Raw genomic sequence first — 23,394 nt, forward strand, 5'->3', positions numbered from 1 at the left:
ATTAAAGCATTTTTGCTTGCTTTAGGTTTTCCGGTAATGGAATCGCTTTTTCTGGTCTCACACTGTCCTTAGTGACACTGAAGTAGTTATGTCGATATTGCTCTTGAAGAATTCGCTTTTCATCAATGTGCAAATTGGTTTGCAACCAACGCAATAACGTATCGGCCAATGGAAGTTGATAACCATCAGGTACATTTAACTTAGCTTCTTTGATTTGATTAAGAGCATCTTCTTTATTGCCTTGTTTCATTTGTATGACACCCAACCGCAAATAGATATTGGCTAAATCAAACCTCGCCATGTCATGAGGCGGTGGTGTATTTTCGTAAAGCTCAATTGCTTTATGGCAATAATTAATTACTTCTTCATAATTATTTGATAGCTCCAGAGACTCAATGACGCACTCAAGATAATGTCGAAAAAATACTTCGGGATGACTATTTTGCACAGACAGATGCATCGCATAACGATAATGTTCGAGGGCAGATTCAAACTGCCCTTCAAGGGCTAAAACTTTTCCATGCTCTGCTATTCCCATGTGCAAAATTATATTTGAATCTTGCGATTGAGCTTCGTCAGTGTTTGTTTCTTCACTAATTGTTCCTTGGTTTGATGCTTCATGAAGATCAATATTTTCTAACGTTCGTGTTTCTGAATTCATAAATTTTCCTGGAGTCCTACGCGAGTATTAAATTAATGTGAGTGCCAACGAGCTTAAGTTCATGTGCGAGCCAATGAGCCTGCGTTGCCGTTAACAGTAATGAATCGCTTTTTCGACCTGAACACAGCTCTTTAAGTTGTTCCTGTGTACATCCCGTCATCCATGCAATAATGTCTTCAGTGACTTCACGCTGACCCATTTTAGAAATGGCGATATTGAAGTACTGCATACTGACCGGTAATACCGTAAATTTTGAACGGTTGTCATTAAGCGTGTTGGTTAGTTCTAGTGTTGAGTTAAAACTCGCATTTCGTTTAATAACAATCGGAGCGCGATCAATCACCTTAGATAATAAATGAGTTGGAATATCCGTGTGTTGCTCAAGTATGTTTAATAGGCCGTTATTTTTCTCGGAGAGTTCAAGTTGCACATCGAACTGAGCAAAGTCGGCATTAATAAGTTTCACTTTGGAACCAAAGCGTTTAACGTGAGGCCATATTTTATCCGCCTGCGATCTCGTCAGAGTTTGTTCCAGAAATGCATTATTTTCTAATAAATGCTGTAAATTATGTGGCGTGAGTATCGATTTCAGTTGATGCTTTTCGTGGCCGGTCAAGTTATAGTACAAAAACAAATAATTACTATTGGAAATTCTTGAAGCTTTAACATCGACATTCAACTCCGAAAATCGATCTCTGATAGCCTCAACGGTTGCTCTTGAAACCTGGCCCATAATGACATTAGGACTTTGAAACAACATAGATTTACATTGGTCTTCTTGCACGCCAAGAAATAACTTCAAGACTTCAAGTATTTGTGGCATTTGCTTTTTGTCATTAAGAACTAGACAGACATCGAACAACGCCTTAGCTTCTTCTATCGATTTGCTTTTATGAATTGCTTCAGTTTGTAATCCAATTTTATTGAGCAAGACACTAATTTCATCCGCCATACCTTGGCTTATTTGATTCAGTAACATTGATGGCGCTTGATAGATTTTGCGAGCTATTTGATTTTCAGGAACAGGAATCGCTTTATGCAATGCGCCAATCACATTTGCATTGGTAGTTCCTACAGAATGGACAATGATTCCCCAGTCTTTTGAGTTGTCTATACTTGCGTCAGCTTGCATCAATATTTTTTCCTGTGAATATTATCGTTAATGTTGGCTTGAACAGAAATCGCGGAAAGAGTATAAAAATCGCAAAATTGATAACACTCCCCATCAGGGGGGAGCAAAAGATGGAAGCTTTCACTTGAAATTTAAGATAGATATATTTATCTACGCGGCATTTTTATTGATGACTGGTATAGACATCCTCGCGAGTAACTCCAACAAGACAAAGTTCGACTTTCAATTAATCCCGTCTTTGCAGTTTGAAAAGAAAAATTTTAAAACGCCTTTTACATTGGGAATGATTTCATCAATGGCTCAAGATCAAAAAGGATTTCTTTGGATAAGCTCATCAGAAGGTGTGTTTAGATACGATGGATTCGATTTAAAACCTTACTTAAAGGACGATTCTTATTTTCGTATTTTTGTTAGTTCAAATCATGACATTTGGGCAATGGGTGCCAACTCTATTAAACGTTACAATCCACACCTCGATCAATTTGTTAAAGTGGAATTAAAGTATCTTGCAAATTCTAGCGAAAGTAGCCTCGAACATGCCTATTCAATTGTTGAAACTGAGGATCGTCGGCTTTGGCTTATCTCAAACGGAGGATTGCTACACGAGATACAAAATAATTCAATTATTGAGCATTATGAGTTGCCAACAGACATTCGCTTTAAGGAAAACTTGAATACGGTTGTCCATTCTGGACCCAATTACTTTTTAGCCGCTCTTGGCAATGAAGTTTTTGAATTTTCATCGGAAAAAAATCAGTTTGTAAAAATCTTAACTCTTCCAAAATCTTCGGCGCTAATTACGACAATATCTCACATCAATAATAATCAGTCAGTATTATTTGGAACGAACGAAGGAATTTATCAGTGGAATAAAGCAGAACAAACTTTAAATTTTTATTCTGGTGAACAACTGAATAAGGCGAACCAACCGATTGTTACGAGTTTCATACTTAATGACTCACAAGGTAAAATTTGGGTTACACATGATAGCGGTGTCGCTCTTTTCGATGTTAACCAAGGCCAATTTGTCAACGTGCCACAACTCGATAAATACGAAGTCTTTTCCCATTTGTTTGAAGACAGAAATGGCATACTCTGGTTTAGCTCCATTTCAGGAGTTATCAGTCATTCTATCGATTCGATTGCTTTTTATCTTACAACACCTGAAGACGATAGCAGCTTAGTTAGCTCAGCATTATTTTCGGTACTCATTGACAGTACCAATAGAATATGGATTGGTTCCCATAGTGCGGGGCTTAATATGAAACCTTTAGGTGCAGATAAGTATAAAACCTATGTAGAAGATGGGAAGCCTGGCTCCATAAGTAATAATGGAGTTTTTACACTCTATGAAGACTCTCTAAATCGCATTTGGCTAGGTACGCTGAATGGACTGAACTTGTATACAGAAAATACTGAACAGTTTCAAACCTTTTGGCCTGACGAAACCACACGCAACAGCCCATCAAATTCAATTCTATCGATTGAAGAAGATCCAACTATCAGTAATCGATTTTGGATAGGAACAATTGAGGGATTGCTGCGTTTGGATTTTTCGGAAGATGAAAACGGAATACTAAAAGAAGCCGCTAGAAAAGTATTTTTAAAGAATCAAATAATCTTCGACATTCATATATCCCAGGACAACCAAGTGTGGGTCGGAACCATCAATGGACTTTATCGCTTAGATCTCAGCGGCTCCTTACTCACTCACTATAAGGCATCGGATAAAAATAATACAATCACCGAAGACTGGATTAATACGATATATCAAGATGAAAGTGGTACTATTTGGATTGGTTGTGCAAACGGCTTAGTCCGTTATCGAGAAGAGACGAATGATTTTGTAGTCGTTAATTTTTCACCAGAAAGAAAAGGCTCAGGCATTACCAGAATCTTTGAAAGCCAGAGAGGTGATTTATGGTTAGTTTCAAATGCTCTGTATCGATTAGATCGTAAAACCAATCAGTCCGTCGAACGTTACGATTATATTGATGGTTACAATTTTGATCCAACTTCTTTAGCAATTTCACCAAAAGGAGAAGTTTATCTTTCTACGCTTGCTAACGGATTAGTCTACTTTACTCCGGTAAGTTCAACGACCCAATCAAATGTTGGACTCACCCAAATAATATTCAATTCCGAAATTATTACCCGCTCCATTGAAAGTTTTCCCCTGTCAGAGAATGGTACGCCACAATTACCTTATAACAATAGAAGAATCGAATTTGAATTTACAAATTTTCATTTTTTACGATCCGAATCTCAAGAGTTTCAATACCGTTTAACAGGATTTGATGATCAATGGCAATCAACACCGAATACAGTAAGAAATGCAGTATTCACCAACCTACCACCAGGTGAATATTCGTTCGACTTTCGGTCTCGTTTGCCGCTAGGGCAATGGGGTGAAGAAAGTTTTCAATTTACTATCGCCAAACCATTCTGGATGACAAACTGGGCCTATGCCGTCTATGCACTTTTATTACTTCTACTCATGTGGGGAGCAGCAAAAGTTCAAACAAGATTACTCAAACGTAGAAACATGGCATTGGAAGCTAAAGTTTCTGCAAGAACGCTAGAAATATCAAAGAAGAACGTAGAAATTTCCGAGCTATTAAAAGCGAAAGAAACATTTTATACCAATGTTTCTCACGAATTCAGAACACCATTAACGGTGATGATGTTGCCAATACAGCGAATGATGCGACAAGAAACGAAAAATGGCGAATGGCCTGCAGCTTACCGTCAAGGTTTAAGATTGGTAAGAATGGTCGATCATTTAATCGACCATTCGCGTCAGGATGGTAATAAACTGCATAACATCAAACCAACTCCTATCCGAGATCATGTTTATAACTTATTTGAAGCTTACCTCGCCATCGCTCGAGAAAAGAACCAAACGATGAAATTAGAAATGGATATTAGCCAACAAACTATATATTTAAGTGAAGATTTTATCGAACAGGTTTTAGGCAATTTAATCATCAATGCCATCAAATACACACCTGAGAAAGGAAATATCCAGATTAAGGTTATTGAAAGCCAAGATTGGTTAAACATGTCGGTCGAGGATGATGGTCCCGGCATTGCAAGAACCAAAAGAAATTCAATATTCGAACGCTTTCATCGTTTGGAAAATACAAAAGATCGTGACATCACTGGTTTGGGAATTGGATTGTCGATTGTTAAAGATATTACAGCAGACAATGGCGGTGAAGTTTTCGTCGAAGATGGAGAAAAAACAGGCAGTCGTTTTATTGTTCGTATTCCGATAAAACCAATGTTAGACAATGCGCATGAACCTAATAAACAAGAATTTTTCCAAGCTGACTCGAATGCAACCCATCAAATAACCTATCAGGTCGCTCCTAAATCATCCGAACGAATAAAAGTACTTATTGTTGAAGATAATGAAGATTTAAGAACTATGTTGGTGGACGAACTGAGTTGGTGGTTTGACTGTTTGCAGGCTTCCAACGGAGAAGAAGGCATAACCATTGCAGAAAAGGAAATTCCAGACATCATTGTCAGTGACATCATGATGCCTCAAGTCGATGGTTATGAATTGTGCCAACGATTAAAAGAGTCAAATGCGACCAGCCATATACCTGTTCTGTTATTAACTGCAAAGAGCGATCAAAAAAGTCGAATTAAAGGATGGCAATTTGAAGCCGATGCTTATTTAAACAAACCTTTTAATTTAGATGAACTGAAACAACGCATCGATAATTTACATCGCTCACGCCAACGATTGGCAAAACAATTCAAACAACGTTTCATATCCGATGCGGCTAGTACACCATCACAGATTAGTAACGATTCAACAAACCAAGATCAAACTGAGCTATTTTTAGCTGAGATAAAAAGAATTGTAGAAAAAAACTACAGTAATGCGGCATTCTCGACAGAAAGTATGGCTGAAGAAATGTACCTCAGTAGCCGCCAATTACAACGAAAAATTCAAGCCACAATAGGTATGTCTCCCAAAGAATATTTGAAGCAATATCGATTAAAACAAGCAAAGCTATTTCTTAAACAAAATATGCAAGCAGCGACCGTTGCGCATACGGTGGGTTTTTCATCTCCGGCTTATTTTGGCGCCTGTTTTAAATCTGAGTTTAACCAAACGCCAGTGCAATTTCAGCAGTCAGCCACCGGGTAAACCTTTGATTTAAAAAGAGATATTAGGGTGTCGCAAATTTGATACAGGCCGTCGCAAACTTAATACCGCCCAACATAGACGCCTCATTAAAGTACAACGTATTGAATCAATCATACGGTGCAAATGATGGCTTTAAACTCTTACAAAAGTATCAACAGTGGATCGAACAACCACCCAAATATTCTGTCTGCTGTAAAACAAAACAATCGCTCTGTAACACCGGAGCTTATCAATATTTTATTCGACGAAATGCGAGCGCTAGGTTTCGACCGCACATTTGTAACCAGCAGAGGTCCCGCACAAAAATGCATCACGAACATGTCGAAAAATGAAACACATTTATTTTTCGATCAAGAATGGTTGGTGACGAATCGTACATTAAAAATGAGCACCTATCACCGCCCTACAATTTGGCAAGAACTTGACCAATCCAAACACTGCGTTTTTTTTCTATCGAAGCTACGAACCTTGGGACTGTATAATGGGTTGAGTTTTACGGTTTATAGTAACCGAGGCCAAGGTATTTTTCATTTGTCTTGCGATGAAACTATCGGTAACTTTTCTGATTATTGTCGACAACGATATACCGAAATATATGGATTAGCCCAACTTTACTTTGTCCGCTTGGTCAATAGTCATCCAAGTTTATTATTTGAATTGCCTAAACTAACCCCACGTGAAAATGAATGCTTGAATTTACTTTCCAAAGGGTTGAGTAATCCTGAAATGTCAAAACTGTTATCTATTTCGAAAGATCGTGTGAAAGAATTGGTCAGTTCGATTATCCGCAAGTTGGATGCATCAAATCGTACCGAAGCCGTTCTATTAGCGACTCGCTGCGGTATTTTATGATAGTTATCGAACATTAATTGAGCGGCGATCAGATTATTACGTGAGTCGCTCTGCTACCTAGTCTGTTCTGATAGATTAGAAAAAATATAAAACTTAAAGCAAAATCCTACCAATACTTTATTCTGCACAACTTATGAGCCAATATTTCATATTGATTCTTGAGTTAATTAACCACAAATAAGACATTGCTTACATTGGAAAGAGGAATATTGTCAAAGTTCAATCGTTTACCTTGTGTTAATTTACTATCTAACATATAAGGCAGAACTGTTCGCTAATGGATAACATACTTAAAAACGTTGCTTCACTCAGCCGCCAAGTCGATTCCAGTAAGGATACGAATGAACTGTGTCACCATGCCTGCCAAACGATCATTGACGGACTACAACTTGACGACAATGTGATCTATCTGAGAAATGCCGACAATCGATTCATGCAGTTTGTCGCGCACGGCAATAAACATTGTGAGAATACTGGCGTCCTCTCGCCATTATCTTTATCTGAAGGAGAAGGCGTTGTAGGAGCAGCAGCTCAAACAGCAAGTAATTTAATTATTTCAGACACCTCTCAAACACAAAACTATATTGTTGACGATCAGCAACGGCTATCGGAAATTGCAGTTCCCATTCGATACCAAGGTCAGGTCATTGGTGTTATTGATTCAGAACATCCCGAAGCCCACTTTTTTAAGCAAGAGCACGAATGGTTTATGGAAAGTGTTTCGGCAATCATCGCACCGAGAATAGCCGCTTTTATTGATAAAAAACATCATAATCTGTCTGCAGGTCAGTCTGTTCAATTATCAACGTCCGATGAAGAACATCACGTCGAGAACTTACCAAGGCAACATATACAAAAAAAAGAATTCTTGAATCAGATGGATACGATTATCAAAAATTTTCATCAATCGGATCGCTGGGACACTCAGTTTCTTAAAGATTGTTTGTTGCTAGAGACCACAAACCATTCAATTCTCACAAAGATTGATGTGTTAAGACAAGAAGTTTCAGAAGTTGTTGATGAAATGGCGCAACATTCTAAAACTCAACTGTGGGCACGCTTACTCAATCAGAGATATTTATTAGAGAAAAAATCTCAACTTCAACTGGCTGACGAATTTAATATGGCCTTCAGTACCTTTCGACGACATCAATCTTTGGCAAAAAATCATTTAGTCGCACAACTCTGGTTACGCGAAGAATGCCGACAAACCAAACATCGTTAAATAAAAGTAGCTTTCCTTTCTTGCCCACAATCAATTGAACTTGTTTTTTACTATCGTTCTGTAAAAGTTTATGGTTCGTAACGAACCATTATCCGTTTTTTTTGAAATTATTTCCATCCGATATATTACTCACCCAAATCTTAGCACTTTATGAGCAGTTTTAAATTCTGTGGATTCATACACTGTGCTGGCAATTTAATTGTTTTGCATAAACCATGGAGGAAATAATGAAACTACTAAAACACACAGGTTGTTTGCTGGCGGCAGTACTTTGCGCTTCCGCATCGGCTGAACTTTATAACATGCCATTTAAAGGGCAAAACTTTTCAGATAACGAAAAACTTTATACGCGAGATCACGCAGTAACGACTTCACAGCAACATGGTTACGACATTTCAGCGAGACGCTACGACTTTACTAACGATCGTTGGACATCGGTTTATGGGACTGTTGACGCTTATAAAAACAATCCAACCAACAGTAAAAAAATCGTTTATAACAAACCCATTTACGCAATGCGTAGCGGTAAGATTGTTGGTTGTTGGCGAAACGCACCTGAGAATCCTCGTCCGAAATTATCGGGTGACTCAGACAGAACAAAACCATGGCTACATAGTGACTTCAAAGCTGGATTAATTCCCGGCGGTGGCAACATGTTATGGGTAGAGCACACTGATGGAACACGTATGTTATACGCCCATATGATTCCAGGAACCATCAGCAGTCAACTCTGCCCAAACAATGACTCCATTTACCCGGCCCCGCTTAATGGGCAAGACTCATTTACTTATGTTGGTGTTGATGAAGCCGATCAAGTGACCATTCAAAAAGGCCAGTATTTGGGTCGTGTCGGTAACAGCGGAAGTTCAACGGGACCACACCTGCACATTCACTTGCAAAATAGTAACGGTGTTGGTCAGAAAATTTATTTTTCTCGCGGAATTTCTTCGCCCATTAGTAATAGCAATCCCTATGGAACCTGGACGCGATTTGCCGGTGATACCATTCCTTCAGGTAGTCGATTGTTATGGGCACCAAGAACGGTTGGTTCTCAATACGTTCGCCATGGATTTGGTTCTGCAGGTTTTCAGGCATTGTTTGATCACTTAGCCGATTCTGGATATAAAATGACGTGGGTTGATGGCTATAATGTTGGCAGTCGAACCTATTACAATATGATCTGGCGACCTGCCAATATATCTTGGCGTGCCTATGTTGGTCGATCATCAACGAGCTATCAAAACGCCTTTGATGATGCAATAGAAGATGGTTACGTTCCTGTTCATGTCGACTCTCATAAAAGTGCATATGGACCAAGATTCAGTGTCATCTTTGAGAAGAAAAACAAAACCTTTTTAGCACGACATGATATTTCTTACTCGCAACATATAACTGCAATGAATCAGGCAAAAAATTTAGGTTTAAGTCCCGTCAGTGTTTCTGTGTTATCAAACAATGGTCAGCGACGTTACACCACATTATACGATAAAACAAATATTGGCCAATGGACAATTAGCTCTCAGATCAACTCTTCAAGTTATCAAGACAAAGTAATGCAACAAGATGAGCAAGGTAAACGTCCCGTTTATTTGAATGCGTATATGCACAACAATAACGCGTATTACACCGCTATCTTCGCTCAATATCCATTCAAGCTTTGGACGGCACGACACGGTCAAACGTCAGGCGGCTTCCAAAACTATTTCAATAGTTACACAAGCAATGGCTATCTGACGGATGTTATCGCAGGAATCGACGGATACAACTATCATCGTTTCGCTGGTGTCTGGACGAAAAACTTTATCATACAACTTTAACTTTAATTGGTGGCTGATTTATCAGCCACCCTATTAATTTATGGAATCGCAAAATGCTTAACTACAAATCAATTGGAATCGCCGGGATGTTAATGAGTGCTAGTTTTATTGCTGGCTTTACGATCGCAAAATTCTCAACTCCAACAAATAACGTCTCCGCGGAACACCTTCAGCATTTTCACTCAGATGTAGAAAACCTGATAACGCCATCGAGCGATGCGGACAAACTTAACGCAATCGCTGCCGAAAAAAAACCTGATATCACTCAGCCATCGCTAGAGTTTGCACAGAATACAAAAAAATCAACATCAAAGGGGAAAACAACCAATACAGTTGTGATCCCTCAACAAAACATCTCAGAGCGTGTAAATCAGGAAGCCATTCCTGATGCAAAATTCTTTGTTCAACAAATTGAAAGCTCAGAGTATGAGCAAATGATGCTCGAGTTTAATAATAGTGATCATCTTTCTGACTCAGCATATCAATATGAGTCTCACATTACAGACTTCTTTTATCAGTTTAATGACTCAACCATTGTTCTGGAACATCTAAAATGCAAGTCACGATACTGCACTCTAAATTTACGTACCAATGACGAAGTCCAATTTAAGAAATTTTACCAAAGTATGACTTCGCAACCTTGGTGGGATTCTTATGCGTTTGCGAATTCTAATGACTCATCAGGCGATGCGCTAAAACTGATATTATTAAATAATAATACAGCAGACTATTTCTACGATGGCGAACGAGCTATGGCAGAAGATGGTAGCTTTTAAGTAAGTTTACTTATCGTTGAATTCAAACAAACTCTCTTGCCCAGACTTTTATTCTGGGCAAGAGTGACAACTCTAAACAATTGACATGAGTATTCGATTGTTAAAGTTCTACTTTAACACGAGTTGCTTTGAACCCTATTTCGCCCTCATTGTCATACGTCATACTACCGGATAATGTTGTTCCTTCACTATCTGATTGAATATTAATAGCCACAACATTTTGATCGTCTCTACAACCCATGAACCAGGTACCCGCCGGATGCCATGGCGCATTATCACCACCCCACTGAGTAAAAGTTTTATAAATGTTTTGTTCGAGTCGTTCTGCTTTAAAGGCAATCGGCCCTTCACCCACATAAGTTACGGTTCCTTCCAATGTTTGTCCATTATCAGAACTACTTACCTTTAACATTGTCATCAATTGATCTTTGCGGCATCCCATAACCCATTGACCACCATCGTGCCATGGAGCTTTATCACCGCCCCATTGATTTTCAACTTTATATTGATAATTCGTCAATGGAATACCCAGTTGCCACTCAATAACATCGTTATTGGCAAGATTTAAATCGGGACTAAAAAAAGACCAACGGTCATTAAAAGGAGAGAGATAGCCTTGATTATCCGTAAAAGCTGACAAGGTTGCCCAATAGGGATCGTAGTAGGTTTTATTGGGCCAGGCTTTGTCAAATAGTTTCGATAATGAATCCGCTCGAGTCATGGTATTAAACCAATACATCGTTGATTTTTTATCTGATGCATCATTATATTTATCTAAAAATAATTGACTACCCAATAAGCCTGTTGCCATCGCTGCACTTATGGTTGCTAGAAATGTTGCAACGATATCAACGTAAGTACCATTGTTAGCCGAGTTTTTTGGATCCAATTTAAAATCATCGGTACCAATCACAACTGGTCCCGCACCTATTTCACCCTGCACAGCGGCTCCGGAGTAAATAACAGCATCCGTCCAATCACCTTTTACGTTACTGCTCGCATCGAAAGGAATCGTTGAACCATTCGCTAAAATCGTTATTTTACCGGTTGTTGCTGTGCCAGAGGCAGGATCCATTGCCCAGTTGTTTGCAGCACTTGGACAAGTGTTTACACGAATGTTATGAACTTCCAAACCAAATCCTTTGTTAGCATCCCCCGTTATCGACAAATAACCGGAGTAACCGTTATTACCAGAATAGTCTAGATACCATCCTTTGATCGTCGATTCTTTATTATAAATTTTAATTGTATTCTGTGGCTCTTTGTCTTGTAGGAAGCTTAAATAATTCGAAAAACTTGGCGCATAAATATAAAGGCTTCTCAACTTTTCTTTGTCGGGCCCTGAAACCCAGTATTTCGAAGAACCTACCCAGCGTACCGCTTGAGAATTATCAGAAATTGTATCAACGGCGGGACCGTAACCAACATTCCCTTTGGTAGGATATTCAGCACCTGCAGGACCTACAGGCTCGCCGGATATTTTAAGTTTAAAAGCATCAATTAACTGTTGTGCTTTAGTACCTTGGATAAACGATGAACTCAATTTAACTTTGTTCTGTGAGTCTTTCACAATTAATGAAGTAGGAAAAGAAAATTGGTCAATATAACTGACATCAACATTATCGTAACTATTGCCTTTAATGGTCCACTCTATTACACCATAAGGCGTCGCTTGATCAAATAACCCTGGACCATTCGCATTCGAAAAAGGGCAAGTATTACCTAATCCGACAAAAAGTTTGGTGCTCTCTTCGCCTTTATCCAGAGTTAGTTTATGCCCCTTAATATCGCTAAGCGCAATCGACTTAGAGTCAGCGACTGTTTTTACATCTCCAGATTTTGTATCGGTATAGGTTATTTTTCCGCTTGTATTGAGAAAGAACAGCCAAACTTGATTATCGGAATAATGCTGATTGAAATAGTCAGTACCGTTAGGAACTAACTCATTAAAATTATTCGTTAACTGTAACGTCAAATGATAACCGGACATTTTCCATCTCCCATTGTGTTTTAACTGAAACTCAAATAACCTCTCAAGCTTTGCACGACAATGTGGAAAACCTAAAACAGTCAAAAGACTATTTCTCTAACTCATATCAAAAGAAGAATCAGAACTGCTGGCGCAATTGCTTAAGACGTTTATCTAATTACCAGCTAATAACTTAGTTCATAAATCCATTGAGCCTTTTTCTTTTCCATAAAATATAATAAATTCGTATATCTCAGAGATCTTGAGTCCTTAGAAAAATCTCACTTCATTAGTTAACATTGTTATTTATTGAGCGTCACGGTAATTTCTCCAAGCCACTCAGCACTCACTGTAACGGAATCGCCTTCTTGTAAAAATTGATTCGCAGTATCCTGTACTGCACTTAATTTGGTAAACCGATTGAGACTTAACATTTGCGCTAATCGCGCTTTCCATCGTGGAACGGTTAAAATAACACCGCCAGGAGTCCCTGTTAAAATAACATCGCCACGTTTCATTGACGTAAGTTGATATCGATCAAGAATAAACTGAATCATTTGTCGAGGAGTATAAATAAGATTTTTGGTATTGTCACTTTGTCGCAGCTCACCATTTACCCAGGTCTTCAGCTCAACACAAGGTATACTGTTATGACTTTCATTAACTGGTCGCCATATTGGTTTACTCAGAGGCAAAAAACCATCAAAACTTTTTGAGACTCCCCAGTAGTCGAATCGGTTCTCCTTTCCTTCACCTAGAGCAGCGATACTACGAGCAGACAGATCATTTCCAACGGTAAACCCTAATTTAGGAATAAACGTTTCACTCTGCATTGCCTGAGCAGTAAAATCCTCCAATACAATTAACGCTAACTCCACTTCATGGTCCACCAGTGACTGTAAAACAATGTCTTCGTCATTCAATAAACGTTCAATACCTGGCTCTAAAGGTTGTAAAGCATGAAGTAGAGTAACTTCGTCAGGAATGATGACGCTCGACTGAGAAGAAATTAAACTGGCTGATGATTTTTTAAAAACCGGCGGACTTGCATCAAGCTGAAATCGAGAAGCCGTTTCATTGATATGATTGGCATAAGACAGCCCTATACCATAGATTTGCCCAAACCTGATACTCTCTCCTAAAAATTCACCATCTTGTTCATTCAAACAGTGTAAAGTTGCTGGCATGGCCTGGTTAGGTAAATCTCGGTTCAAGTAAATCAATCCAATTAATACCGTTGTTAAAATAAATAATGCTGATATAAGAACTCGATGCATATTTTAATTTTCACAGATTTAAATTTATTGATTGGGTGATTATAAAGACTTTTGGAGAAAAATCAGCAGGTGACAATTTATTATTTGAGTCAACTAAAATATGTTGCGGCTTTTTTAGATGATTCAAAGTTAAAAATAACTTTAAGAATAGATGGGACTGTTTCTAAATTTTAAAAACGGAGGCAATTTCCTTTAACTCAGAAATTTTACGGGTTAATTCTTTAACCATCGTATCAGAATTAATAACGTTCACTTCATTGGATTCAACATCCGATGTAATATTGTTTAAGTCCCGATTTACTTGATCGATTTTAATCGATTGCTCTTTACTTGACGACTGAATTTCAGCCATCATTTTCGTAACCTCAGTCACCTGAGCCAAAATCAAGTTAAAAGCATCGTAAGTTTCGGCTAAAACCCCCTCACCCAAACCAATCGCGGCATTACTGTCTTCAACGATATTTTTGCTATTACTCGTCGCATCGGTACTATCATTGGCTAACTTTCGTACCTCGTCAGCAACCACAGAAAATCCACGGCCATACTCACCGGCCCGTGCTGATTCAATCGCCGCATTTAACGCAATAAGCGACGTTTGATTGCTTATATCATCAATAACCCCCATTGTTGCTACCAACTTTTTACCTGACTCTCGAATTCGATCAATAGCTTCTTTCAACTCATTCAACTTTTCATTACCCGAGACAGCTAAGTCGTACGCTTTCTCAGCGGCTTGTCCAGAAGAAGTGGACAAATTAACACCGGTACTTGCATCTTCTCTTATTTCTTCTAATACTGAGTTCAATCGATTAACCATCAGTTTTTCTTCAGCAAACGATTCCGTTAACGAGAGACTGTTTCGAGAGAGCTTTTCGGCTTCATTTTCGACAAATACAATGAGATTAATTACCGAGGCAAGTAAGTCGTGTAAGTTGTTTGCCATCTTTTGTATTGAGTTACCTAAGATATCCGAGTCTGAATTAGGCGTGCAATCCACTGTTAAGTTACCTGAGGCAATCGCATCCAAAACTATCGAGCGTTGTTTCATGGATTCAATAAGTAATTGAGTCGACTGAGCGATAATTGAAATTTCATCCGCTCGTCGGCAAATACCTTCCATCGTTTTTTCTTCTTTTTGACTCAGCCGAATATCACCGCGGCTTAATCGGTCTAATGTTTTAGCCAGCGTTTGAATGGGTGCCATAGAGTGAGTAGTAAGACGGTGCAACACCAAACCCAAAACAATCATGGTTATAAGGCTAACGACACTGATACGATAAGTTTCTTCGTACACTGATTTCGATATCGACTTTTTATCGTACGCCACTAAAATTTTCCAGTCGGTTAACTCAACTTGAGTGACTGTACCTAAATAGTCATTTTCGGCATAAGAAAATTCAAAGTTTTCATTCGCTGACTGACAAACCTGTGTCGCTTCGTTGTCGTCAGACAGCACTTTTTTCGGGTTTTGATGCGCTAAAACTTCACAGCTTTTCGTAAATACCATATACAATTGATTACTGTTTTGCGTCTCGTTAGGTTGCACATAACGTTCATAAAAATCGCCCAAGGGTAACGAGCCGAACATAACACCATTACCTTCAACGGGAAATGCAAAAGTAACAAGAGGAGCATTGTCGACTCGGCTTAGACGAGGATCGGTAATCAAAGGACGTTGAGTTCTTAACACTTCATTAAAATAATCTAGCTTCGCATAGCTCGTTCCATATTTATTATCATTAGAAGTGGCGGCAACATTACCTTGCTCATCAAGCAAGGCGATATGACGAAACTTTAATTGTTGCTTTGATCGCTTTAACCATTCAACCAGGCGTTCTTTTGCATCACTGTCATTATTAAGTGCCTTGGCACTGTCAGAGCTTTTTGCCAGGCTTTCAAGGGTCGAATAAGACCAGGATATCCAGGTACTGACGTTTTTATTGATTAAGTCGGATTTATCGTGGTTATTTTTTGCGACTGAGTCGATAATAAGCTGGGTATTTTGCTCCACCGAAAAGAACAGCTGAACAGCAAGCCCAATAAATATTATGGGTAATAATATTATCGTTAATTTGTTCGATAATCGCTTAATCGCCATAGGCTACTTTTAAGTAAGTGACTGTTGAATTTTGACAAGCTTTGCCTGACTCCTCGCTTAGGATATAAAAATAAGACTCTTCATCAACAACTGCAATCGCTTCTGGACGACACAAATTGTCAAAGCCTTTAACTTTAAGTTCAGTTAATGAAAAAGATGACCGATCGAGCAACCAAAGTCGATAAAGATTTCCTTTCTCTGCCATTCCAGAAATAATAATGTAGGCATCCAACTTTGCAGAGTACTCCATACCTCGAATGCCTTGCCCTTTTAAATCAATCGTTTTAACAGATACCTTACTCTCGGCATCGAAAGGATCGTCATAAAAAACTAAAATGGCTTCACCAACATTAAGTTTCATCGATGGACCAAAACTTGGAGCACCAAAGTTTTTGTGCCAAAGCGGCGATCTTAATCCAATCACCAACTGCCCTTTTTTATCGCTGGCTGATAAACCTTCAACATTCAGTCCACCCAACTTTCCAAAAGACGAAGAGATTCGACTAAACCAGGCATCGTTCTTAAATTCTTTTCCCAGAATTGACAAAAGTCTCTCCCTTAAATAAACATACTCTTCAGATGCAACCTCTGTCGCATCATCATTTAAAGTCATCTTCGATAAAATTCGGAAATCTTTTGTTTCTTCGCTGGTCTGACTCAAGCTCGATATCAAATAAACACGATCATTAATAAAAGTCATACCTTCGATATCTTTTTGAACAATCTGTCGATCAAGTAACAAAGCTTTCTTATTCGGCTTAGTAACGTCGACAACACGGACTTCAGGATGTTGTGCGTTTCGCCCACCATCAAATCCTAAAACTAATCGCCCATTACCATTATAAGCTGCACTACTTAAATCTTGCAGTTCCACGCCGTAATACTCATAAAGCGCCGTTTTACCAGAAGCAACCACCTTAAATTCTTTCGCTGTCGCCAAAGAAATCAGAGAGCAGCTCACTACAATGAGCTGCGCATAAACAATGTAAATACCTCTCATTAAAACATCACCTGAACTCGAGCCGTTAGCATGTTAACTTTATCGTTACCGACAAAATCGCCGTCACCATCAGCATTTTCATTGAGATCAGCCATGATATAGTTGGTTCGTATAACAATGTTGGTATTTAAATACCAATTAAATCCCAAAGTAATAATATCGGATTGTCCACCTAATATTCCGGCACCACTGTCATCAAGATCAGAAACGCTGTAACGTAATGCTATTTCCATGTCAGACTGACCATTAGCAGGTTTCACTGCGCCAAGCTCTGCATCATCAAACCCATAGGAGCGTCCACTGCCAGTTAAAAAATAACTGCCTTGAACATAATAGCCCGTCGAGTCAAAACTGGGATCACCATTTGTAAAAGACACTTCGCTGCTAAAATATTCACTTTGAACAAACCAATTGTCGTGCAGGTAAAGCACTTCAATCCCATTGACAGTTGAATCATCGACATTACCCATATTTCCAGTATCAAGGAATCGATAATCGCCCACCTTTGATTCCAACCGACTGCGTAATCGAAATTCATCTTCATCTTCCGATTGTGGTTTGTTCAACATATGATTTATGGCCAGATGGAGTACTCGCTTGGCATCATTCGAGTTAAAGTTAAATGGTCGAATGGCGGCACGGAACGAATAACCGAACCGTTCTGACACACCATCATTGTCATCTTCTAAATCGGAAGCATTGACATCCGCCTCATCGCCAAATATCGACAAACCGGCGAAGAAACCGGATTGCCAATGATTCGCACTAACTCCTATTCTTCGGCTTGGGCCATACATCTCAACAGCGGTCGGTACTTCCATAAAAGTGTACCAACGAGAGGTGGTAACCTCGGCAATACTAAAATTAGGTTTGTGATGACCAATCTTAAAATTCCAGTTATCAATTCCCATATAAGATAACCACATATCTTTGGTATCAACCTCATTACCTTCAAAGTCGAGATCGAATTCTGCAGCCCAATCTTTAAATAACATGGTTTTAATAGATAATCTTAGACGACGAAAATCGGTATCTGCAATAATATCGGGATTTTCATCACTATCGACCGTTCCAAAATCCAACATAATTCGTCCATCAAGCTTAAACTGATAGTTGCCATCGGCTGAATTAAATATCATGTAACTGTCTTTGAACTCTCCTTTTATCGACGATGATGAATGGGCCAAAGTACTGAGCATTACCAATATGCTCGAAATTACTATCGCTTTCATAATTACCTCGGTTGTCAGTTATATTTTGTTTTTAAATTTTGATACATCAAGACTCCATAAACTATAGAACAACTTTCAATTTATTCCCTAAATATCAGTCTGATAATGCAGATAGCTCAACTGAATATGAGTAGTTTACAAACAATACGAAAAGGAGAGTTTTTGCGGCTTTATTCTGTTTGATATATATCAAAAATAGATTTAATTACCTGACTGTCTAAACCAAAAGCGAAAGCTTAAACAATCCCAGTATAAATATCTCATTAATTTATTTATCAAGAAATCAGATAATCGATAGGTCATACATTTAGTGTAATTCACCAATAGTTTTCAAATTACTGCTATGACTTTTAATAACCCAGTATCTGAGGGAAACCGTAACGGATATTGAAGACGGTTCTGCTCAAATCGATGAGGCAAACTCACCTTTTTAACACGACCTGGCATTCCAACAAAGAGAGAAATTTGGGAAAAATGAACAAGAAATACGAATTCGGATTTAAACTCCTTCAAACACACCATAATTCTCGGAGCTGTTGATATTGATGGCGAAGTTGGTACTGCAATATTTTTATCGGACACGACGGACCTTACTATTAATGTTAGCCTAGAATATATCAGAGACGGCACGACCGAGTCTCAGGGCAGTTACTCTTTATCAGCATTGCTTTTCGTGCTTTTAGATTTTGTATTGTTACTTTTCCCTTTTGGATTCATTTTATCGAATAGTGATTGATAGTGTTTGAGACTGTTTTCGGGGTCTTGTCTTGTTAATAAAACTCCACCAGATAAGCGCTCACCAATTCGCCAAAAACCTCTCATTAATCCGCCTTTATATGATAGGTTGTAGGTAACCTCGTGCGACCGTCCTCCGGTGCCATCGTAACGCTTTGTAAACAGTAAATTATCACCAGAAATAAATCCTTTTACATCTGCAACTAATGCTGATGCCTTTCCTTCGGGATCCGGCTCTATGATTTTGCCATTAAATTCATTGCCTTTGCGCAGTACAACTAGTGAAAACATTCCAACCGGTGCATTTTCAGCGTGCGAATAAGTAAAAAAGCCCGTCCATAATCCGGACACATCGTTTGCTGAAACCAGTGGTGAAAATAAGATTAAAAGTGTTGCTATTCGTTTAATCATTTCAGCCCCAATCTATCATTTACAATTTAACAAGTGTAGAGCATCTCATTATGGTAGCAAATTCATCACTGAACGGCGTTTCGACATTACGTTATAAACTATGTCCTGTTATTAATTATGTCCTGCTATTAATTAAGTCCTGCTTTCAATGACGACTCGGCAGTTGCTAATCCAATCAAAAATATCGAAGCTTCGATTTCTGAAAATTTCGCTGACGGATTGCTAAATCTGTAGGAATTTCTTACACAACTCTAGCCAGTCTTTGATATTATGGCAAATTATCCCAAATTTTAACAAAACAAAGCTTTATTTAAGCTAAACACAACCGGTGGCCGATGAGCGCATTCGATGAAAAACCGACGCTAGTATATCGTTACGACAATCAAATCGATCGAGATTGGTTTTTAGAACAGTTTTCACTCGACTTTACGATTCATTTTTGTACCGACGACGAACAAGCACTGCAATTAATCGATACATCAACGAATTACTGTTGTCTATTTTTAGATTACGATAATACCGACAACCTACTCCAATCACCTCTTCTAAACGCAACAAGCACGCAGTCGTCGTTACCCATCTTTATTATGGGTAAGTCCATTAATATTAATACGATTGAACAGCTATTGCGGCACCATAACATTAAGAAATGCTATTCCGCGCCCTATGATCTTGGTCGGATTCGATCCGATGTCTATGAAGCTAAATTTAATCTATCATCCACTTCAGTCGTGAATCGACATTGTGAGCCCCTTACCAATCCCGGTGTACTCATCGTCGACGATGAAATTCTGGCAACAAAATACCTTGTTAAGCAGCTGCAAGAACGTGAACCTGATATTCCTTTTTTAACAGCTTCGAGTGCTGTAGAAGCGCTAGCTCAGTTGCGCGAAGTCAATCATGACATTGCCGTCGTCATCAGTGACCAACGGATGCCAGGAATGAAAGGTGATGAACTGCTAAAAGAAATACGGAAGGCCAATCCAAATATCATTCGAGTCCTAACTTCAGCCTATCAAGATGTCGATGTCGCTCTTAGCGCTATTAATGAAGGTCAAATCTATCAGTATTTAAAAAAACCCTGGCAAGCCGATGCCGTTCAAACACTGATTCGAGACGCATTGTCGCTTTATGAGAGAGAATGTGAGCAGAATAAGCAACAACAAGACAAAGCTGTGACCGCCTATCAAATAATCTATCAAACTCGGTTGGAACGCTTATCAACTTGCATTGGACAGCTAATTGACGAGTTTTGTGAATCCGAGGTTTTTGAACAATGTCATCGATTCTTCAAACAGATTCAGACGGATTCGACACTTCGCAATATTCAATCAGCTGTTCGCGCCAGCGAAAACACATCTCTTGAAAACCAATTAATCGAAGAGATCACCACTCAGGTAAAGACTATAATCTCACTCCTCACTCCGTTGAAAACGATGAGTCAAACGCAAATAAAGCAACTAATGTCTGACCTTGTAAACGAAGCATCAATCCATTTTTTACCCAGTCACCATCAAACATCGGAACTGAGACAACTCCAATCCAAGTTAAGTGAAGAAAGAATAACTGAAGAGCAAAGTTTCTCCTTAAATGAGTCGCATAACGCCATAATCAGGAAAGCTCTCACGATCTTTCAAATTCTATCTGCACAGTCAGATTCACATACAACGTCATTTAGTCCGCTCTCTCAACAAGGCTCGTTCGGACTCTCAACCAATACTGAAAATCCGATTCGCTGCTATAAGGGATTGTTTGATCCTATCACTCAAGTATCAAAACCGTTTATCGAATATCAAACGGCTGTTATATTTTTGATAATACTCAAATCTCTAACCAACAATATCATCGAGCTCATTCCGGACACAGGCAGCTTCAGGTTAAATATTCGGCTGCCTAAAGACGATGACTCTGGGAAACAGCCGCTATGAGCTCACACTCTAAGAATCGGCTTTATGTGACAGTTGATAAACTTTTATACCGCGAAGCTTTAATGTATCAACTATTGTTGCAACCAGATTTTGAAATAGTGGGCGAGTCGAATAGCGGTGTAGAAACCATTTCTCAATTACCCAGAAGCCAAGCATCCATTCTTCTGATAGAGGAAGATTTAAGAGACAATGATGGCCTAACCATTTCCGAAGTATTACTCGAACGCATTCCTGAGCTATCGATTGTACTTTTAGTCGACAAAAAGTTTAGCCAACAACGGCTTTCTATTTATTTAGAGGCGGGTATTAAATCGGTAGTTTCAAAAACTCAGCCCATCAAAGATTTAATCACGACATTATTTTATGTCCAATCAGGTCAAGTCTATATTGATGCAGAGCAATTTAGAGAACCCAATACGGATCCAATATTAGACCACGGCAAGTTTCTCGATTTATCAGAACGCGAACAAGAAGTTGCAAAGTTAATTGCTCAACGCGTTTCCATAAAAGACATTGCCGACTCACTGGGCGTTTCTAACAAAACAATTCACACTTACAAAGAACGTATTCTGGTAAAAATGGGTTTTGAGCGAATTCCTGAGCTCATGTTATTTATGCACCGATACACTAGAAACATTAGCCTATGATCTTTTTTACCGCCAGCCAACAACTCAATGCGTTATCCCATGAAAAGCGACAAGAGTTTGAAGATTATTTTTCTCGTAACCTTCAATTAAGACTACGTCCTCTATTCGGAGATTTGTCTTTATTCATTTCCATTATTGGGGCGATTCTATTTGTCCTTATGCAAGCACAGACCCTTGGCAGCTGGGAAAAAATTCATCCGCTTGTCTATGTTTATATTTTCTCATTAGTAGTTCTTGCTGTAGCACACCGCACCACGAAACTCCGATTAAAGTCGCCCTTAATTGTCTATCTTATGTTTTTTACCATGGCGTTCTTTGGCTACCTGGAATACTGGGCAAAAAAAGGAGAAGTCGCTCCTTTACTCGGTTTATTTTTCTTCCTGTCTTCCGTTGGGTTTATTACCTTATCGCTATTTCACAGTTTAATCTTAGTCATGATAAGTTTACTACTACTAGTAGTCGTTACCCTGTTGATTCCAGACATAATAACGCCCTATACCCATGTAGCTAAACTTTTGTCCAACTGGTTAATGACAAGCGCTATCATCGTATCACCGGCTTCAGCCCTTTTTAATCGCTGGTTATTCCGAAATATTTTAGCGTTACAGTTTTTATTAAAAAATACCAACGATGAGCTAAAGCAAGTACTACAGACCTTAAAAGCGACGGAAGAACAATTAATTCAACAACAAAAGCATCAAGCTCTTAGTCACATGGCTTCAGGCCTGCTTCACGAAATAATCAACCCTGTTAACAGCTCAATTCAAGCCATTCAATATGCAAAGGGTATTAATAAAATTAAAGAACTCGATGAAGCTCTCAACGATGCATACCAGCAACAAAACCGAGTTATTAATATTGTGGAGGAGTTAAAATCCTTTGCCAAAGAAAAGCCGGATCAAGAAAAGAAACCAGCCAACTTCAATACTTTACTCAAGGACGCGCTGAGCCTCTGTCGAAATGAGCTCTCGAATATTAAAATAGTCAACAAAACGGCAAAAAACTTAACCATAAACTGCTACCCAACTGCTTTTACGCAATTAATAGTTAACCTGTTGCAAAACTCAATAAAAGCATTATCGGTTAAGAGCAATAACAATGAACCCGAAATACAAATTGATTCTAAAGTCATATCCAATGAACTCACACTAAGTTTTCAAGACAATGGAATTGGTATTACAGATGACGCTTTACAGCGTATCATGGATCCATTTTACACCTCAAGCGACACCCCTGAGCGACTTGGGCTTGGATTGAGCATTTGCCAAACTATTATGAGACATCACAATGGCCAATTAAATATTTACAGCAAGTCGGGACATTGGACGAAAGTACAGCTTTCTCTGCCATGCTCAGCAGATTATTAAACTATTCATGCTTATAAAATCTAGCTTACAGGATTTGTCGGTTTAAAACTTATCGAAATACTTGGAGCAACTCTTTAGCCCTTATAAATAAGGGCTAATCTA

General features: G+C 38.8%; 16 protein-coding genes. 8 read left to right on the forward strand and 8 right to left on the reverse strand.

Features of this window, described 5'->3' with window-relative positions; all coding sequences use genetic code 11:
- Nucleotide 1: 1 nt before the first annotated feature.
- Together FAX86_RS14215 and FAX86_RS14220 are read right to left on the reverse strand one after the other, a co-directional pair.
- Nucleotides 2–661, reverse strand: coding sequence for a peptidylprolyl isomerase (locus FAX86_RS14215; protein WP_144394101.1), 660 nt, complete (start codon nt 659–661; stop codon nt 2–4).
- 16 nt (nt 662–677) lie between these two features.
- On the reverse strand, nt 678–1,793 hold the full coding sequence (locus tag FAX86_RS14220) for a hypothetical protein (protein ID WP_144394102.1): 1,116 nt from the start codon (nt 1,791–1,793) through the stop codon (nt 678–680).
- A gap of 124 nt (nt 1,794–1,917) precedes the next feature.
- On the opposite strand from FAX86_RS14220, the gene FAX86_RS14225 reads away from it, so the two are divergent.
- From FAX86_RS14225 to FAX86_RS14245, 5 genes are all read left to right on the forward strand, one after another.
- The gene (locus tag FAX86_RS14225) at nt 1,918–5,958 is read left to right on the forward strand and encodes a hybrid sensor histidine kinase/response regulator transcription factor (protein WP_144394103.1); all 4,041 of its coding nucleotides are present in this window, start codon (nt 1,918–1,920) and stop codon (nt 5,956–5,958) included.
- 126 nt (nt 5,959–6,084) lie between these two features.
- On the forward strand, nt 6,085–6,810 hold the full coding sequence (locus tag FAX86_RS14230; RefSeq protein WP_205859213.1) for a response regulator transcription factor: 726 nt from the start codon (nt 6,085–6,087) through the stop codon (nt 6,808–6,810).
- Between the two features lie 277 nt (nt 6,811–7,087).
- A complete protein-coding gene (locus FAX86_RS14235) occupies nt 7,088–8,035 on the forward strand; it encodes a GAF domain-containing protein (RefSeq protein ID WP_144394105.1) in 948 nt (315 codons plus the stop codon).
- Between the two features lie 227 nt (nt 8,036–8,262).
- Entirely contained in the window at nt 8,263–9,852 is a 1,590-nt protein-coding gene (locus tag FAX86_RS14240) for a M23 family metallopeptidase (protein ID WP_164503592.1), read from the forward strand.
- A gap of 53 nt (nt 9,853–9,905) precedes the next feature.
- The gene (locus tag FAX86_RS14245) at nt 9,906–10,628 is read left to right on the forward strand and encodes a hypothetical protein (RefSeq protein WP_144394107.1); all 723 of its coding nucleotides are present in this window, start codon (nt 9,906–9,908) and stop codon (nt 10,626–10,628) included.
- 100 nt (nt 10,629–10,728) lie between these two features.
- On the opposite strand, the gene FAX86_RS22525 is transcribed toward FAX86_RS14245, so the two are convergent.
- The 6 genes from FAX86_RS22525 to FAX86_RS14275 form a co-directional block, all read right to left on the reverse strand.
- The gene (locus FAX86_RS22525) at nt 10,729–12,618 is read right to left on the reverse strand and encodes a lectin OAA family protein (RefSeq protein WP_205859214.1); all 1,890 of its coding nucleotides are present in this window, start codon (nt 12,616–12,618) and stop codon (nt 10,729–10,731) included.
- A 281-nt stretch (nt 12,619–12,899) separates the two neighbouring features.
- Entirely contained in the window at nt 12,900–13,874 is a 975-nt protein-coding gene (locus tag FAX86_RS14255; protein ID WP_144394108.1) for a fumarylacetoacetate hydrolase family protein, read from the reverse strand.
- Nucleotides 13,875–14,037: 163 nt separating this feature from the next.
- Nucleotides 14,038–15,972, reverse strand: coding sequence for a methyl-accepting chemotaxis protein (locus FAX86_RS14260; RefSeq protein ID WP_144394109.1), 1,935 nt, complete (start codon nt 15,970–15,972; stop codon nt 14,038–14,040).
- Entirely contained in the window at nt 15,962–16,972 is a 1,011-nt protein-coding gene (locus FAX86_RS14265) for a DUF3616 domain-containing protein (RefSeq protein WP_144394110.1), read from the reverse strand. Before FAX86_RS14265 ends, FAX86_RS14260 begins: the two co-directional genes overlap by 11 nt.
- Nucleotides 16,972–18,204: an OprO/OprP family phosphate-selective porin gene (locus tag FAX86_RS14270; protein WP_144394111.1), complete on the reverse strand. Its 1,233-nt coding sequence runs from the start codon at nt 18,202–18,204 to the stop codon at nt 16,972–16,974. Before FAX86_RS14270 ends, FAX86_RS14265 begins: the two co-directional genes overlap by 1 nt.
- A gap of 648 nt (nt 18,205–18,852) precedes the next feature.
- Nucleotides 18,853–19,350 (reverse strand): hypothetical protein, encoded by a 498-nt coding sequence (locus FAX86_RS14275; protein ID WP_144394112.1) that lies wholly within the window; start codon nt 19,348–19,350, stop codon nt 18,853–18,855.
- 335 nt (nt 19,351–19,685) lie between these two features.
- Between FAX86_RS14275 and FAX86_RS14280 the strand changes: the two genes are divergently transcribed.
- Genes FAX86_RS14280 through FAX86_RS14290 form a run of 3 tightly spaced genes read left to right on the forward strand, consistent with a single transcriptional unit; the run spans nt 19,686 to nt 23,292 of the window.
- Nucleotides 19,686–21,278 carry a response regulator gene (locus tag FAX86_RS14280; protein ID WP_144394113.1) on the forward strand — a complete coding sequence of 531 codons (1,593 nt, stop codon included), beginning with the start codon at nt 19,686–19,688 and terminating at the stop codon, nt 21,276–21,278.
- The gene (locus tag FAX86_RS14285) at nt 21,275–21,925 is read left to right on the forward strand and encodes a response regulator transcription factor (protein WP_144394114.1); all 651 of its coding nucleotides are present in this window, start codon (nt 21,275–21,277) and stop codon (nt 21,923–21,925) included. Before FAX86_RS14280 ends, FAX86_RS14285 begins: the two co-directional genes overlap by 4 nt.
- Nucleotides 21,922–23,292, forward strand: a complete 1,371-nt coding sequence (locus FAX86_RS14290) for a sensor histidine kinase (RefSeq protein WP_144394115.1) — start codon at nt 21,922–21,924, stop codon at nt 23,290–23,292. The genes FAX86_RS14285 and FAX86_RS14290 overlap by 4 nt, the downstream gene beginning before the upstream one ends.
- Nucleotides 23,293–23,394 lie beyond the last annotated feature (102 nt).

The sequence above is a fragment of the Pleionea sediminis genome, assembly GCF_007570825.1.
In the GTDB taxonomy this organism is placed as follows: Bacteria; Pseudomonadota; Gammaproteobacteria; order Enterobacterales; family Kangiellaceae; genus Pleionea; species Pleionea sediminis.